Origin of the sequence: Lachnoclostridium phytofermentans, assembly GCF_000733755.1 — a bacterium.
GTDB lineage: Bacteria > Bacillota > Clostridia > Lachnospirales > Lachnospiraceae > Lachnoclostridium > Lachnoclostridium phytofermentans_A.
Genome location: NZ_JPOF01000007.1, coordinates 335,527 through 353,025, shown reverse-complemented (window position 1 = coordinate 353,025; position 17,499 = coordinate 335,527). Strand labels below are relative to the sequence as shown.

At 33.6% G+C, this 17,499-nt stretch carries 13 protein-coding genes; all 13 read right to left on the bottom strand.

The genetic code is table 11. From position 1 onward, the window contains the following. Positions 1-102 precede the first annotated feature (102 nt). Positions 103-414, bottom strand: coding sequence for a PadR family transcriptional regulator (locus CC92_RS0117480; RefSeq protein WP_029501356.1), 312 nt, complete (start codon positions 412-414; stop codon positions 103-105). Between the two features lie 326 nt (positions 415-740). After that, positions 741-992, bottom strand: a complete 252-nt coding sequence (locus CC92_RS0117475; protein WP_051650565.1) for a DUF2164 domain-containing protein — start codon at positions 990-992, stop codon at positions 741-743. Between the two features lie 60 nt (positions 993-1,052). Continuing rightward, a complete protein-coding gene (locus CC92_RS0117470) occupies positions 1,053-2,147 on the bottom strand; it encodes a PPC domain-containing protein (protein ID WP_029501358.1) in 1,095 nt (364 codons plus the stop codon). 428 nt (positions 2,148-2,575) lie between these two features. Continuing rightward, complete coding sequence (locus tag CC92_RS0117465; RefSeq protein WP_029501359.1) at positions 2,576-3,169, bottom strand: hypothetical protein; 594 nt, start codon at positions 3,167-3,169, stop codon at positions 2,576-2,578. After that, entirely contained in the window at positions 3,153-3,305 is a 153-nt protein-coding gene (locus CC92_RS22670; protein ID WP_155998553.1) for a hypothetical protein, read from the bottom strand. Before CC92_RS22670 ends, CC92_RS0117465 begins: the two co-directional genes overlap by 17 nt. A gap of 368 nt (positions 3,306-3,673) precedes the next feature. Next, on the bottom strand, positions 3,674-4,990 hold the full coding sequence (locus CC92_RS0117450) for an S-layer homology domain-containing protein (protein ID WP_029501360.1): 1,317 nt from the start codon (positions 4,988-4,990) through the stop codon (positions 3,674-3,676). A 335-nt stretch (positions 4,991-5,325) separates the two neighbouring features. Continuing rightward, positions 5,326-6,642 (bottom strand): S-layer homology domain-containing protein, encoded by a 1,317-nt coding sequence (locus CC92_RS0117445; RefSeq protein WP_029501361.1) that lies wholly within the window; start codon positions 6,640-6,642, stop codon positions 5,326-5,328. A gap of 30 nt (positions 6,643-6,672) precedes the next feature. Next, a complete protein-coding gene (locus CC92_RS0117440; RefSeq protein WP_029501362.1) occupies positions 6,673-8,874 on the bottom strand; it encodes a DUF5704 domain-containing protein in 2,202 nt (733 codons plus the stop codon). Positions 8,875-8,930: 56 nt separating this feature from the next. Beyond that, a complete protein-coding gene (locus CC92_RS0117435; protein WP_155998556.1) occupies positions 8,931-10,163 on the bottom strand; it encodes a hypothetical protein in 1,233 nt (410 codons plus the stop codon). A gap of 59 nt (positions 10,164-10,222) precedes the next feature. After that, the gene (locus CC92_RS0117430) at positions 10,223-11,539 is read right to left on the bottom strand and encodes an S-layer homology domain-containing protein (RefSeq protein WP_029501364.1); all 1,317 of its coding nucleotides are present in this window, start codon (positions 11,537-11,539) and stop codon (positions 10,223-10,225) included. A 140-nt stretch (positions 11,540-11,679) separates the two neighbouring features. After that, positions 11,680-12,996 (bottom strand): S-layer homology domain-containing protein, encoded by a 1,317-nt coding sequence (locus CC92_RS0117425; RefSeq protein WP_029501365.1) that lies wholly within the window; start codon positions 12,994-12,996, stop codon positions 11,680-11,682. Between the two features lie 13 nt (positions 12,997-13,009). Next, on the bottom strand, positions 13,010-16,237 hold the full coding sequence (locus tag CC92_RS0117420) for a DUF5704 domain-containing protein (protein ID WP_051650566.1): 3,228 nt from the start codon (positions 16,235-16,237) through the stop codon (positions 13,010-13,012). Further along, positions 16,203-17,477 (bottom strand): hypothetical protein, encoded by a 1,275-nt coding sequence (locus tag CC92_RS0117415; RefSeq protein ID WP_029501367.1) that lies wholly within the window; start codon positions 17,475-17,477, stop codon positions 16,203-16,205. The genes CC92_RS0117420 and CC92_RS0117415 overlap by 35 nt, the downstream gene beginning before the upstream one ends. Between the last annotated feature and the right edge of the window lie 22 nt (positions 17,478-17,499).

The window sequence follows — 17,499 nt, the reverse complement described above, 5'->3', positions numbered from 1 at the left end:
TGTTATCCGTTATTGATTAATTTTCTAAACATGGTTATTAATCACTCGTTAAGTTTTAAATTATGATTATAAACTACATGTTATGCTTTACATCCTCTTATTTTATAATCCGTTTTGATTAGCAACCTCAACTAAAAATCGTAATCTGTTTGATTCTAGCTTTAAAACATCTCGTCCTTCTTCTGTTATTTTATATACTTTCCTTCTTTTATCATCACTTGGTACTGCACTAATTAAATTTTGCCGTAACAGATTTTCAATGGCTCCATACATCGTTCCAGCCGCTATTCGTACTCGATTATTACTAAGCTCCTCAACCTTCTGCATAATATGGTACCCATGCCCTTCTTCTAACAAAGCAATTAAAATATAGTAAGTAGTTTCTGTAAGTGGTAAAAATTTTTCTAGATTCATAGCAACTCCTTATTTTAAGCAGGCTAGACAGCTTAATAGTCCTCTTATTATAGTTATATTATATCGTCACGCTTTATACAGTTGTACTGTATAGTTTCATTATATACAGTACAACTGTATATGTCAAGTTATATAATGTGCTTAAGTTTAATATAATCTGTGAATTTATTATCTAGGAATTAGATTGCGAAGAATATCGCTAATCATAGGATGAATCCTAATTTTGATAGACTCTTGTTTAGCAGAGATTTTATTTTGGTGAAGAAAGTTCTTTTGTGGTGTTTATCAAAAAAGCATGGTCTTCTAAACCATGCTTTTTTGATAACTCATCCCTTATACAATCCATAATAGTCATTGTCCACATCTTCTATCGCCCGTTTGTAAAAAATCTTAGCATCATCAAGAGCTCTGTTATATATCTTATCACCAACTAGATCCAGAAAAAAATCCAACAGATTCTCTGAACCTAAGATTCCTAACTTTTCATTACGTTCTTCTTCAAAATACTGAATGATTGCTTCCTGCATGTTATTTTTCTCTTCTAGACTAAAACGAAATTTAGAATATGTTTTATCCATAATTACTATCTCCTTCAAATAGAAAGTGCTCCATAAGGAGCACTTTCTTACTATGAAATATTATTTTTCTTTCTGAACCTGAACACTATAATTACCAGACGTTCCAGATGCCCCTTTATACACTTTTATATAGTAAGTTCCTTTTGGCAATGCTTTCGATATCGTTGCTGTATTTTCTTTTGTAACATTTGATATTTTTAAATTATTGAATAAAAAATTCACAGAATCGCTTTGTATTTCAAAACGTATCGTATTATTCGTATTACCACTAACCTTGATTGAAACCTTCGTGCTTTCTTTCAGAGTAAACTTAAACCAGTCAGCTGTAGTTTCCTTGCTGTCTGCTAAAATGATGCCAGTGCTTGCTTTAGCACCCACTTTTAGTGCGGTGGCTTTCTCTTTCGTTGTGGCACCGTTATCTTTCATTTTTTGGAAGGAGTAGGAGATAGAATAGATTCCCATACTAGATTTCACTTTAATATAATACGTTCCCTTTTTTACACCATAGTACATGGTATTATCTTTTGAAGCATTCACATATTCTTCTTTTTGTATTTCTTTCTTTTTCGAATCTAAGAAAGTTAAATACGCACTAGCATAATCATCGTCTGACTTTAAATTAACACTTATGTAGCCTGTTTCTTCAATTATTACTTTATACAATGCTTCTTTTTGATAATAGCTAAGATAACCTGTTGCAGCTTTTCCACTCTTTAGTGCTTGTTCCTTATTTAGTACCTCATAATATGTTACATCAAATGAGATTTCCTGTGGTTCATTTCTGCGTGACAACTCATAGGTAACTGTATAGGTACCGTCTTTTACTATATCAATTGTTTTTTGAGTCGCTTCCTTATCCCCATAGAAACGGGTAGCAGAACCAATCTTGGTTTTTTTCTGTGCATCAGAATAAACAGTAATAGTTAACATGCTATATTTCGTATCCTGTGTATCCGCAATATTAACAATAAATGCACCTTGGGATAATGTTAATTCCTCGGAATATGTCGTTTCACCTTCTGGAAATGTTACGGTATTAATTACTGTTTCATCCTCTGAAGTTGCATAGGCATTTATTACTGATTCTTCAGCATATACAACGCCTGTTGGTACAATTAGCATCAAACTTAAAATAATTAGTAGTACTTTTTTCATTATGTTCCTCCATATTCATACGTCTCACTCTTTTGGCATCGGAAGTATTTAATAATTCCATTTCAATATTGACTTGTTACTTATTTGGAATCAATCATTTGTACTTTTCTTATAAATAGTAATAACAAAACTTATCATTTGTCATGAAGTATATTTGTAGATTTTGTAATATTTTATCATTATTTAGTAATTATAGCAAGATTGTTTACGATAATTTCTATCTACTTTCTATTATCGGTGAGTTGTAAAACGAGAAGCATTTTTGTACGCCAAGATTCATTCTTTGTAAGTGAGATTCATTTTTTGTAAACGAAACGCTACTTTTACCCCTGTTTGTAATCGAGAATCTATTTTTGTAACCGAGACACAGTTTGATTTTTACTTAAATCTATCGTATTATATTTATATAACTACATACCAAAGAGAGGTCAACTCTCTACCCCAAACTTCCCTCCATTGATATTATCTTTTAGAACTTTTCCATCCTTATCGACACACTTTACAACAACATCTATGTTACCCTTATTTTTTACTAAGACATATAATGTTGCATCACTTTGATATTGATGTTTTGCTGATATCACTCCGTCCTTTAATGTAGCATTGTAGAACGTGTTACTATCATTATACTTGTAATAACTTTTTCCGGCATATTCATATGCTGTTCCATTAATATCAATATTGGTTGGATCTTCAATCACAAAATCACTTACGCTTCCAGGGTACGTATTCAGGTCTTTAGCCGGAGTAGAAAGTATGGAATCTTTTCCTGTTTTTCCATTCTCATAATCTTCCTGGTCGATATAGACAACATTATACTTATATGAGATTAGTTGGAATTTAATTGGATTATCATAATAAGAATGTAGAACCCCTTGTGTTTTAAGTGACCAATCCACACCAAATACATTCCTTACTTCCTGAATTATGGCTTCATATGAATGACATAAATTACCTCTTTCTATATACTCTTCTGTTCCTACTCCATCGGGTCTTTCAATTACTTTAAATGCATTTGACAACTACGAGCTTAACAAAATCTTCTTTCGTAATGTAGCTTACTGCAATCGCAGCCTTAACGCTTGCCGGTGCTATCGCAGTTAAGGTGAGTACGATTACCATGATACTAATGATTAACTTTTTTAGTGTTTTTTTCATATCCTCTCTCCTCCTCTTTATTCTAAAAATACAATACAGTTTTGAAATTCCATTTTATTCTATATTTATTATCCGTCTAATAAATTCATCATGACTCAAAAATTATACCTGCATTTCCTGCATTTTGTTTGCTAATACAGTTTCTAAATATACTGAAAATTTCTTATGTTTATCTCTACTTTAGTGTATTTTTACTTTTGTGTATATCTACTTTAATTCATTACCATCGTCACAAAAAAACTAGTAATCTCCGTCAAAAACAGTTTCTGCATTCACATATTCGTTTCCCATAAAAAAAGCCATAACTACAATTAATAAACATATTGCAGTACAATCTATTAACTTTAATTTTTTTGAATAGAATACCACTATTTAAACACCACCCTGTTATCATAAAAATAGTCGTTAATAATCGCCTCTCCTATACCACAGTTCAAATATTCATTTTTAACTTTGATATCCAAATAACAGTCTCTCCACTCTCCTAATTTAATATTATATATATCCGGATAATCATAGTTTGTATAGATAATAGGAGAGAGTTCAATACGCTCCAAACTTTTACTGGAAATAATACGATATTTTACATGTGCTCGAATATAAATCCAGTCCATACACATATAAATACTGGATTTATCGACTCCAATATATTTACTTTCTACAATCGTTTTGTTTTTAACGGCGGCTTCAATATATCTATTTAATCGTTTATATTCATACTCTTCATTTCCATATTGAGAATCTGTTTCCTTGACTCCTTGGTACCACTTTTTATCATTCTTTAAGGTCTTGTAATTTACATTGAATACCAATTTTAAATATTTCTCAGCATTTGCTACCCATTCATCTACAGATAAATCATAAAATTCTTTTGCTGTCATTTTTTCTCTTCCACTTACCGCAGCCCAATACCAAATTTTCTCTCCATTCCCTATCTTATCAAAATCTTTAGGAGCTGCGTAATCTTTTAAATTAATCCAGTTTTTAGTCCCGTATAAAGGTTTTCCGTTTGACTTATACCGCATAAAACTGAACTCCCAAGCATAATAACTATTTGGAAAATCTGCTAATATGTAAGGATAAAACTCTGCAAATTCTGGAAGATTGGTGGTACGGATCAGTTGACCATCATCAGTGATTTTAGAGCGCTTCTCTTTGTTGTTTAGCATACTTACTAAGTTCTTAGCTGTACTTAACGATATTTTTTGACCAACTTTCATACTACGAGTACGTGTGTAAATGCCGTCTGATGTACCAGTAATAAAGCCTAAAGCATATGCTTTTGCAATATATGGTCTTCTCGCACTAGAAACGCTTGTAATATCCGAAATTCTACTAGATAATATCAATTGTAATAGCTCATCGCTGACCGTTTCTCCATGTAGATAGATATCTGCATTGACTAAGATGACAGCAGCATCCCCCTTGGTAAGATAACTATTATGCTTGCTCCCAATCGTATACTTTGTCATAACACCTGCTCGAATGGCTGCATCTACATATGGATGTTTCGAACTGCTTTCATCTACCTTGATTTTAAGCTCTTTCACTACGAGCTTAACAAATTCTTCTTTCGTAATGTAGCTTACTGCAGTCGCAGCCTTAACGCTTGCCGGTGCTATCGCAGTTAAGGTGAGTACGATTACCATGATACTAATGATTAACTTTTTTAGTGTTCTTTTCATATCCTCTCTCCTCCTCTTTATTCTAAAAATACAATACAGTTTTGAAATTCTATTTTATTCTATATCTATTATCCGCCTAACAAATTCATCATAACTCAAAAATTATACCCTGAATTTCCTGCATTGGTTTTGCTAATACAGTTCTAAATATACTAAATATTTCTTATGTTTATCTCTACTTTAATTCATTACCATCGTCACAAAAAACTAGTAATCTCCGTCAAAAACAGTTTCTGCATTCATATATTCGTTGCCCATAAAAAAAGCCATAACTACAATAAACAAGCATATTACAGTACAACCTATTAACTTTAATTTTTTAGAATTGGCTATCACTATTTAATCACCACCCTGATATCATGCAAATAATCGTTGATAATCGCCTCTTTTATACCACAGTTTAGATAATCATTCGTGACTTCGATATCCAGATAACAGTCTCTCCATTCTCCTAATTTAATATTGTTTAGGTCCGGGTAAGTATAGCTTGTATATATAATCGGAGAAAGTGCAACACGTTCTAAATTTTCACTGGAAATAATACGGTATTTTACATGTGCACGAATATAAACTCTATCCATGCACATATAAATACTGGATTTATCAACCCCAATGTATTTACTTTCTACAATCGTTTTGTTTTTTGTGGCAGCTTCAATATATCTATTTAGCCATTTATATTCATAATCTTCATTTTCATATTGACAATGCGTTTCCTGGATTCCTTTGTACCACTTTTTATCATTCTTTAAGGTCTTATAATTTACATTAAATACAAGGTCTAAATATTTCTCAGTATTTGCGACCCATTTATCTACAGATAAGTCGTATACTTCTTTCGCTGTCATTTTTTCTCTCCCATTTACTGCAGCCCAATACCAAACCTTTTCTCCATTCCCTATTTTTGCGAAATCTTTAGGAGCTGCATAATCTTTTAAATTCACCCAGTTCTTCGTTCCATATAAAGGCCCCTTTGATGTTGAGTACTGCATAAATTTGAACTCCCAAGCATAATAGCTATTAGGAAAGTCTGCTAATATGTAAGGATAAAACTCTGCAAATTCTGGAAGATTGGTGGTGCGGATCAGTTGACCATCATCCGTGATTTTAGAGCGCTTCTCTTTGTTGTTTAGCATACTTACTAAGTTCTTAGCTGTACTTAACGATATTTTTTGACCAACTTTCATACTACGAGTACGTGTGTAAATGCCGTCTGATGTACCAGTAATAAAGCCTAAAGCATATGCTTTTGCAATATATGGTCTTCTCGCACTAGAAACGCTTGTAATATCCGAAATTCTACTAGATAATATCAATTGTAATAGCTCAACGCTGACCGTTTCTCCATGTAGATAGATATCTGCATTGACTAAGATGACAGCAGCATCCCCCTTGGTAAGATAACTATTATGCTTGCTCCCAATCGTATACTTTGTCATAACACCTGCTCGAATGGCTGCATCTACATATGGATGTTTCGAACTGCTTTCATCTACCTTGATTTTAAGCTCTTTCACTACGAGCTTAACAAATTCTTCTTTCGTAATGTAGCTTACTGCAGTCGCAGCCTTAACGCTTGCCGGTGCTATAGCAGTTAAGGTGAGTACGATTACCATGATACTATTGATTAATTTTTTTAGTATTTTATTCATATACTCTCCCCCTCTAATGGGTACCCCCACTTATGTAGTCCTTACCCGCTGATTGATCGGTATAATATAACTTAGATGCTTACTACCATTTTTTATTGTTTCGATTTTAAAATTAACGATGATATATCCGTTTCTTAACCAAAAGTTTTCTTTATAATCGATTCCATAATTTTGTCTTGCATACTCTATCACAGGATAATTTTTAGGTACCGCATGGATGTCACTTGGTAAATAATATTCCCCGTACCATTTTTGCATTGACTTAGTAACTTTGCCTGGGTCCACACCAGCTGGAACGGTTCCCGTTGGAGTATAGTTTCTTCCTATATAGGTTCTTAAGTTCTCCTGAATTAGTATTCTATTGAACGTAAATAAATTCATCTTGTTTCCTAACACTTGTTTTGAACTTTTCCCTGTCACATCCGATTTTATCTTAATCTCGTTCTCAGGTACCGAAAAGTATGGATCACCAAGTCGATATGCTTTTATGTTTAGCTTATCAACATCACTACCAACCTTTACTAGCGTTTGTTTTTTCCCTTTAAAAGTTTCAGAATAGTATAAATCTACCTCTTGTCTATTCTTTCCAAACTTATCAACATAATAGAATTTAGGTGTTATAAGTATATAATCTTGGTTGCCATACATATTCCCAATGGTTGTTAATTGAAATCTTGTGACATAACCGGTTTTAATAGCTCCAATATTTTTATAGGTTGGATGGCTTCCATTCACCAATGGTAATGTATATTTAGAATTTCTTCCCGTTTCTATACCATTTTGGTTTTTTGTTCCTAGGGAATAGAAAAAACCTGTAGTTTTTAAAGAATTACTTTTTCGAAAGACATTTTGCCAAGTTGGATAATCTGAAATATCAACCAACTTAAAGTCATACAATCGTCCCGATACCTCAACATTCGAACTATCAGTAGCAGTGTAATTCTCTAATCTTAGATTCGCCAATCTTTCCGTATTTGAGATACCACCATTCGCAGTAGCATTGATACTTATACTGCGAAAATTAATCGTATATTTTCCTTCCTCTACCCAGATAGGCAAATAAAAAGTTGTAGTATCTGAATTTAATTCAACCCAAGTCCCTGCTTTAATATAACTTTCATTTCGATATACATCAAAAGGGAACGTTACCTGGCGACTCGCAATATATTTCGAATAATCCCGGAACCCATATCCTTTTATACTTCTATGAGTTCCAGTTGTAGGTAAGTATATTTGGAATGGACGGTCTAATATTAAGGAAGCTCTCGTTTCATCCGGGGCAAGCATTTGATTATCTTTTCGATTCGTTTCTACCTTTGCATCACATACCGTTGGGGTATGGATGACAACCTTATTGACATTTGGTACGTCAAAGGTTAAGTTGTCTCCCGTAGAAGAATTAAAATCAATTACTTTCTCATACACAAGTTGTCCTTGGGAAGAATTCTCTCCATTTGATTTTTCACCTTGTATCACGTTATTTGCTTGAAATAATACCGTATCCCCCGTTAAGTTTGGTTTTGCTACTGCACTGGTATTGATATCCGAAGCCGCCGCTTCCTTGTATCCTGACTCTAACACTACCTTGGAATCAAACTCAAAAAAGTCATTTCTCACTTTTATCTTATCTACCTGACTGTCTACCATGGACTTAAAATCTTCCGTAGGAACGTCAGGCCGCTTCATTCCTCCATCTATCGTTTGTGCTTTCAGAACAATTCCGCTTGTGACTTGCTTTGGTTTTTGTAGATGTTCGTTGGCATCAATGTCCGCGCTAGACTCATAATGCTTATAGTTTAGATTTGGAACTGTATATCCCTTGGGATTTAGAGTTAACTTGCTATTTGGTAACGCATAATTCTCAAGCACCGCCTCTTTTATCTTATAGTAACTGATATCGCTGATTTCAGTATAGGAATAAGCTCGCTCAATATAGACTTCCTGTTCAATGTTTATTGTTTCGCTTTTCGGGATAGGAGGATGTTTAACTACATTTCCTTTATCATCCACTGTATCTTCTACAGGCTCATTCCACTTAAGGATATAAGTTTTAGAAACTTTAACCGGTAATAGATAATTTCCTTCATTTTTTTTAAAATTTGCTTCAATAAGGTATTCTGACCCATGAACTAATCCATATAATGTTTCAGTAGTTGGAATCCCCTGTTCCACATCAAACATCTCATTACCATAAGCATCTGCCTTTATAGCCCCGTCTGGTTTAGGCTCCATAAAATTAATATTAATAGGTGACTGGCTTGGCTTACCATTTGGTTTATATACTAATGTTAAATATACCGTTGTCTTATCTTTAACATCATTAAGCGTAAATTTCGGTGGGTTTCCAGAAGTACTATATGTTTTTTCTTTATTACTGGCCTCTGAATGCCATGTGTAACTAAATTCTCCAGTGTATGCATATGCTGTTCCACCTTTTGAGAATGGGTTTCCAAGTTGTGAGTATAGGCCTTCCCTTTCGATAACTTTCCACCATTGATATTATCTTTCAGAACTTTTCCATCCTTATCAACATACTTTACAACAACATCTATGTTACCCTTATTCTTTACTAAGACATATAATGTTGCATCACTTTGATATTGATGTTTTGCTGATATCACTCCGTCCTTTAATGTAGCATTGTAGAACGTGTTACTATCATTATACTTGTAATAACTTTTTCCGGCATATTCATATGCTGTTCCTTTAATATCAATATTGGCTGGATCTTCAATCACAAACCCACTTTCGCTTCCAGGGTACGTCTTCAGGTCTTTAGCCGGAGTAGAAAGTATGGAATCTTTTCCTGTTTTTCCATTCTCATAATCTTCCTGGTCGATATAGACAACATTATACTTATATGAGATTAGTTGGAATTTAATAGGATTATCATAATAGTAAGGAAGAACATTTTTTGTGTTCTCTGACCAACCCACTCCAAATTGATTCCAAACTTCCTGAAGTATATCTTTGCATGAATGACACAATTTTCCTCTTTCTATATAGTCATCTGTTCCTTCTCCTGTTTTTTCAATTACTTTAAATGCATTTGACATGTATACGGTAACACCGTTCGCAAGCTCAGCGTTTATCTCAATGTTGCTCTTATACATTTTAGATCCGTCATCTTTTTTTTGATTTTTCATAAGTGTAATCATGGCATCGATGACTTGCTCTCCATCCAAACGATAAGTGTCAACTACAAAGTCTTCATCTGGTTGGAAAGGGTTATTACCCCCTCCATCATCGTTTGAACGTTCAATATATTTATAATTATCCACTCCAAGTCCTCTAGGATCCCCCCCACTATCCTTTAAGGTAAAATTAAAACCAAAAGTACGATAATTTATCGTAGTGGTTGCCCTGGCATGTTTTCCATGCAAATAGATTGTTCCTGTTTTTCCTTTTATTTGTAATCTAGTAATTTCATTTCCTGTATCATCAAAAATAATCTGGTAATCTCCGTCTGAAACAGTTTTTGCATTTACACATTCGTTACCTACAAAAAAATATATAACCACAATCAATATGCATATTAAAGTGCATCCTAATAGCGTTAATCTTTTTAAGCTGGCTCCCACTATTTAAACACCACCCTATTTTCATGGAAATAATCGTTGATAACCGCCTCATATATACCACAGTTCAAATAATCATTCGTGACTTCGATATCCAAATAACAGTCCCTCCACTCTCCTAATCTAACATTTTTAATATTTGGATAAGTATAGTTTGTGTATATAATTGGAGAGAGAGCAACACGTTCTAAACTTTCACTGGAAATGATACGATACTTTACATGTGCACGTATATAAACACTATCCATGCACATATAAATACTGGATTTATCAACTCCAATGTATTTACTTTCTACAATAGTTTTATTTTTAATGGCTGCTTCAATATAATTATTTAGTTGATAATATTCATAATCTTCATTTCCGTATTGAGAATGCGTTTCCTGAATTCCTTTGTACCACTCTTTATCATTCTTTAAGTTCTTGTAATTTACATTGAATACTAAATTCAGATACTTCTCTGCATTAGCCACCCATTTATCTACAGATAAATCGTAAACTTCTTTCGCTGTCATTTTTTCTCTTCCATTTACTGCAGCCCAATACCAAATCTTCTCTCCATTCCCTATCTTGTCAAAATCCTTAGGAGCTGCGTAATCTTTTAGATTCACCCAGTTCTTCGTACCATATAAAGGCCCCTTTGATGTCGAATACTGCATAAAATTAAACTCCCAATCATAATAGTTATTTGGAAAGTCTGCTAATATGTAAGGATAAAACTCTGCAAATTCTGGAAGATTGGTGGTACGGATCAGTTGACCATCATCCGTGATTTTAGAGCGCTTCTCTTTGTTGTTTAGCATACTTACTAAGTTCTTAGCTGTACTTAACGATATTTTTTGACCAACTTTCATACTACGCGTACGTGTATAAATGCCATCTGATGTACCAGTAATAAAGCCTAAAGCATATGCTTTTGCAACATATGGTCTTCTCGCACTAGAAACGCTTGTAATATCCGAAATTCTACTAGATAATATCAATTGTAATAGCTCATCGCTGACCGTTTCTCCATGTAGATAGATATCTGCATTGACTAAGATGACAGCAGCATCCCCCTTGGTAAGATAACTATTATACTTGCTCCCAATCGTATACTTTGTCATAACTCCTGCTCGAATGGCTGCATCTACATATGGATGTTTCGAACTGCTTTCATCTACCTTGATTTTAAGCTCTTTCACTACGAGCTTAACAAATTCTTCTTTCGTAATGTAGCTTACTGCAGTCGCAGCCTTAACGTTTGCCGGTGCTATAGCAGTTAAGGTGAGTACGATTACCATGATACTAATGATTAACTTTTTTAGTGTTTTTTTCATATACTCTCTCCTCCTCTTTATTCTAAAAATACAATACTGTTTTGAAATTCCATTTTATTCTATATTTATTATCCGCTTAATAAATTCATCATGTCTCAAAAATTATACCTGCATTTCCTGCATTGGCTAATACAGTTCCACTATTTAAACACCACCCTGTTATCATGAAAGTAGTCGTTGATAATAGCCTCTCTTATACCACAGTTCAAATATTCATTCGTAACTTCAATGTCTAGATAACAGTCCCTCCACTCTCCTAACTTAATATTATTTATGTTTGGATAATCATAGTTTGTATAGATAATTGGAGAGAGTGCAACACGCTCTAAACTTTTACTGGAAATGATACGATACTTTACATGTGCACGAATATAAACACTATCCATACACATGTAAATACTGGATTTATCAACTCCAATGTATTTACTTTCTACAATCGTTTTGTTTTTAATTGCAGCTTCAATATAATTATTTAATTGATAATATTCATAATCTTCATTTCCGTATTGAGAATGCGTTTCCTGAATTCCTTTGTACCACTCTTTATCATTCTTTAAGTTCTTGTAATTTACATTGAATACTAAATTCAGATACTTCTCTGCATTTGCTACCCATTTATCAACAGATAAATCGTAAACTTCTTTCGCTGTCATTTTTTCCCTTCCATTTACCGCAGCAAAATACCAAACCTTCTCTCCATTCCCTATATTTTTAAAATCCTTAGGAGCTGCGTAATCTTTCAAATTAACCCAGTATTTAGTCCCGTATAAAGGTTTTCCGTTTGATTTATACTTCATAAAATCGAATTCCCAAGCATAATAGCTATTAGGAAAGTCTGCTAATATGTAAGGATAAAACTCTGCAAATTCTGGAAGATTGGTGGTGCGAATCAATTGACCATCATCCGTGATTTTAGAGCGCTTCTCTTTGTTGTTTAGCATACTTACTAAGTTCTTAGCTGTACTTAACGATATTTTTTGACCAACTTTCATACTACGAGTACGTGTGTAAATGCCGTCTGATGTACCAGTAATAAAGCCTAAAGCATATGCTTTTGCAATATATGGTCTTCTCGCACTAGAAACGCTTGTAATATCCGAAATTCTACTAGATAATATCAATTGTAATAGCTCATCGCTGACCGTTTCTCCATGTAGATAGATATCTGCATTGACTAAGATGACAGCAGCATCCCCCTTGGTAAGATAACTATTATGCTTGCTCCCAATCGTATACTTTGTCATAACACCTGCTCGAATGGCTGCATCTACATATGGATGTTTCGAACTGCTTTCATCTACCTTGATTTTAAGCTCTTTCACTACGAGCTTAACAAATTCTTCTTTCGTAATGTAGCTTACTGCAGTCGCAGCCTTAACGCTTGCCGGTGCTATAGCAGTTAAGGTGAGTACGATTACCATGATACTATTGATTAATTTTTTTAGTATTTTATTCATATACTCTCCCCCTCTAATGGGTACCCCCACTTATGTAGTCCTTACCCGCTGATTGATCGGTATAATATAATAGATAATCTCCATCAATCAATGTGAAATTATTTCCGTCAGCATCAACTTTATTGTATTGATATCCTTCCTTTTTCCACATGTTGCAAAATCCGTATAGTTCATTCTCTTTATTAATATAACTTAGATGCTTACTACCATTTTTTATTGTTTCGATTTCAAAATTAACGATAATATATCCTTTTCTTAACCAAAAGTTTTCCTTATAATCGATTCCATAATTTTGTCTTGCATACTCTATCACAGGATAATTTTTAGGTACCGCATGGATGTCACTTGGTAAATAATATTCCCCGTACCATTTTTGCATTGACTTAGTAACTTTGCCTGGATCCACACCAGCTGGAACGGTTCCCGTTGGAGTATAGTTTCTTCCTATATAGGTTCTTAAGTTCTCCTGAATTAGTATTCTATTGAACGTAAATAAATTCATCTTGTTTCCTAACACTTGTTTTGAACTTTTCCCTGTCACATCCGATTTTATCTTAATCTCGTTCTCAGGTACCGAAAAGTATGGATCACCAAGTCGATATGCTTTTATGTTTAGCTTATCAACATCACTACCAACCTTTACTAGCGTTTGTTTTTTCCCTTTAAAAGTTTCAGAATAGTATAAATCTACCTCTTGTCTATTCTTTCCAAACTTATCAACATAATAGAATTTAGGTGTTATAAGTATATAATCTTGGTTGCCATACATATTCCCAATGGTTGTTAATTGAAATCTTGTAACATAGCCGGTTTTAACAGCCCCAATATTTTTATAGGTTGGATGGCTTCCATTCACCAATGGTAATGTATATTTAGAATTTCTTCCCGTTTCTATACCATTTTGGTTTTTTGTTCCTAGGGAATAGAAAAAACCTGTAGTTTTTAAAGAATTACTTTTTCGAAAGACATTTTGCCAAGTTGGATAATCTGAAATATCAACCAACTTAAAGTCATACAATCGTCCCGATACCTCAACGTATAAACTATCGATTGCCGTATAATTCTCTAAACTTAGATTTGCCATTCTTTCTGTCCGTGCGGTACCGCCATTCGCAGCAGCATTGATACTTAAGCTACGCAAATTAATCGTGTATTTTCCTTCGTCTACCCAGATAGGTAAATAAAAGTTTGTAGAATCAGAATATAAGTCAACCCACGTACCAGACCTAATATAACGTCCATTTTGATATACATCAAAAGGAAACATTACTTGACGACTCGCAATATAGTTTGAATAATCCCTATAGCCGTATCCCTCAATATAGAGATGTTCTCCTACCGTAGGGAGTAGCAGATTAAAATCAGTATCCAGTACCAATGGATTAAGCGATAAATCTGGTGAAATCATCTGGTTTTGTGAAGCTTTATTTGATATATATGCATCACAAACGGTTGGAGTATGTATCGTTACACCTGTAAGTCCTGTGATAGGAAATGACGGATTATGAACAAGAGTTGTTGTTCCAATACTATCTACCAAGATATAAGAAACTTGTCCTGTACTTTGATAGGTACCATTTGCTTTATCTCTATCAATCATTAGTCCTGACCCATACAGTACATCAGCTTCTATCGTTTCTACACTTTCTTCTATTTCTTCCGGCTTTTTCGTTTCTTTTTCTTGATAGTTATTATCCATAATAACTTTCCCATTGAAAACAAGTCTATCGTTACGTACCTTAATTTCTTTAATTTTTCCTTCCACTTCCTCAGTAAAGTCCTCGTTAGGAGGATTTTCTCCACTATGAGACGCAGATACCAATGTTAATGTAGTAGTACTATCTTCTACAGGCTCAATCATATGCTCCTTATCATTATCCTGATGAATATAACTTAGGTTTGGTATACTATACCCCTTGGGTGATAATGTGACAGTACCACCTGGTAGTGCATAATTGGAAACCGTAGCTTTATTAATCTTATAATACTCTAGGTTATCGACCTTCCAAAACGAATACTCTCTCTCTACATAAACAGTTTTAGTTACCGTTTCATCCTTTTCTTTTGTAACCGTTTTATTGGTTTTAGGATCTAATTCCTGCCATTTCAAATGATAGGTTTTACTAGCCTCGACGATGTAAACACGTTTTCCATATTTCCTAGTAAATGTATAACCTAATAAATAGTTATCCGCAAATACATTGGAATATAATTTTTCCGTAGTTGGAATCCCCTGTAAAACATCGTATTCTTCATTATCTCGTTCGTCTGCTGCGATTACACCATAGGGATAAGGTATCTGAACTGGAATAGTGATTGTGCTTTCCTCATCTACAGGTTTTGGTGGTTTTTGTGCCATTACTGCAACTACCTTGGTCCCACCTACTACCTGCTTGATATCTTTATTCATAATCTCTTCCACAAGTGAATCATAATTTTTCGAATTAATATTAACAGACTTAGACTCCGTAATCTTTTTCCCAGAGGTTAAGTTATAAGTGTATATTTTTTTCAGATAGTAATTATTTTTTTGTTTTGAAATATTTTTACTTGTTAATTTATATATCTCATTCGGTAAAATCTTTGCTAGTTCTGTTTCACCTCCCAAAGATTGACCACTTTCAGTAATATATTGAAGCTTAATATCTTCTTTAGCAGGATCAAATTTTACAGGAATATCAAAACGATCGACGAAATCATTCGGATTTCTCCAACTCTCAGCATTCTGAATTTCTTGTAACGTGTATTTTTTCTTCCCATAATCTTTACCATCATGAGTTACTTGAAATATTCCGTTCAAATAAACTGTAGAGCCCACAGTCAAATTTTCTAACCCAGCATCAATTAACGCATCTTTTACATCCTGTTCTTTTAAAGTGAATGTTGTATAAACATATTCACCGATAGGTTCAGAAACTCCCTTTACTAAGTGCAGAATCCCATAAGGCTTTGAGGCTATTGGATTTCCTCCATTGTAAGTAGAATCTCCTTTAGTGTTGCAGGTTTTCCCACGAACTGTGAAACCGACTGTTTTCCACCGAATTGATGTTGTAGCTTTTGTATCAACGGTTATAAATTTAATTATTCCTTTTTCCATATCAACTTTGGGCTTTTCGGTAGTATTATCTTTTGCATATACATAACCTTTATTAAAAATAAAAATAAATAGCAGACCTACAACGAAAATAACAGCTTTTTTCATATGATTATCTCTGAAAAAACAAATCCATTTTGATGCCATAGTCTTCCCCTGTACTTCCCGCATTCTGAGTGCCTATGCTCGTATCAATATACATTTCAATCCACTGATTTTTCTTAATCTTAGGGATTATTACACCGGCATCCCCCCATGTTGAAAAAACAATATTAGATTGTTTACTTAAATCGTTCACCGAAACTATCTTAAATTTAACATAAGTCCTAATATAATAACCGCTGGAGTAATGTAAAGTAGAAGGCTCTACTGATATTACCTCTGATTTTAATATTACCTTATTTTTTTTCATTCGATTAACATATGATTTTATACTTTCTGTATCTTGTTTATCATAGCTTTCAATACCTATAGAATAATATGTACCTCTTAACGTACTTATCCACTCATTATCTACTGTTCTATAATCTACATTTAGCCTTTTCTCCAGATTAAGTCTAATCTTTTCCACCCAATTATCTAAATTTTTATCCAAAATATCTCTCATATCATATGTATTATACCACGTTTCAAATGTGTCATTTTTCATATTCACTGGACGTACATAATCCTGGAACTCTACTGGTTTTCTTACCTTTTCATTTTCATCATAATAGGTAGCAACCATCCAACCGAACTTACTTTCATAAAAAGAATTAGGAAAAGAAGCCAAGATATATTCAAAATCTTTATAATTCATTGGCAGATCTGTACTTCGAATCAATTGTCCGTCAAAACTTAATTTCTTTCTTTTTGCAGTATTGTTAAGACGTGTTAGTATGGTTGTAACTTCCTTTGCATTTAACTTATCTTTCCCCCGAAATGATCGATCTTGTGTGCATTTCCCATTTGAATTTCCAACCATAATTCCTTTTAGGAAAATCTTAACTACAGCATCCTGTTTCGCTTTCGGTACCTTAGTTAAATCGCTAATTCTCTTTTTTGAAGTTATTTGCTCATATAACTTTTCATCATAAGTATCTCCATGTAATAATTCATCAACACGATTAACAACCAAGGCTACATCCTGCCTGGTGATGTAACTTTGATAATTCGTGAATTCGCCTTTTTTAATGATACCTTTTTCGATTGCTGTATCTATTATAGGATTTTGGGTATCTGTGTTTATCACAATTTTGCTTGAATTTAATAACTTCTTTAAAAATTCCTCTACTGTAATATAAGTAGTTGTTGTTTCTTTGGCAAAACTTGTTGTAGCTGGCAATATTAAGTTTAACAGTAAGATAAAACTTAATATAAGTAATGTTACTTTCTTCAAAATTTTCATTCTTACTCCTCTTCTATGAATT

Coding starts and splice junctions, on each gene's coding strand:
- CC92_RS0117430 (WP_029501364.1), bottom strand. CDS start 11,539: ATGAAAAAAACACTAAAAAAGTTAATCATTAGTATCATGGTAATCGTA.
- CC92_RS0117480 (WP_029501356.1), bottom strand. CDS start 414: ATGAATCTAGAAAAATTTTTACCACTTACAGAAACTACTTACTATATT.
- CC92_RS0117425 (WP_029501365.1), bottom strand. CDS start 12,996: ATGAATAAAATACTAAAAAAATTAATCAATAGTATCATGGTAATCGTA.
- CC92_RS0117475 (WP_051650565.1), bottom strand. CDS start 992: ATGGATAAAACATATTCTAAATTTCGTTTTAGTCTAGAAGAGAAAAAT.
- CC92_RS0117445 (WP_029501361.1), bottom strand. CDS start 6,642: ATGAATAAAATACTAAAAAAATTAATCAATAGTATCATGGTAATCGTA.
- CC92_RS0117440 (WP_029501362.1), bottom strand. CDS start 8,874: ATGGAGCCTAAACCAGACGGGGCTATAAAGGCAGATGCTTATGGTAAT.
- CC92_RS22670 (WP_155998553.1), bottom strand. CDS start 3,305: ATGAAAAAAACACTAAAAAAGTTAATCATTAGTATCATGGTAATCGTA.
- CC92_RS0117470 (WP_029501358.1), bottom strand. CDS start 2,147: ATGAAAAAAGTACTACTAATTATTTTAAGTTTGATGCTAATTGTACCA.
- CC92_RS0117450 (WP_029501360.1), bottom strand. CDS start 4,990: ATGAAAAGAACACTAAAAAAGTTAATCATTAGTATCATGGTAATCGTA.
- CC92_RS0117415 (WP_029501367.1), bottom strand. CDS start 17,477: ATGAAAATTTTGAAGAAAGTAACATTACTTATATTAAGTTTTATCTTA.
- CC92_RS0117420 (WP_051650566.1), bottom strand. CDS start 16,237: ATGGCATCAAAATGGATTTGTTTTTTCAGAGATAATCATATGAAAAAA.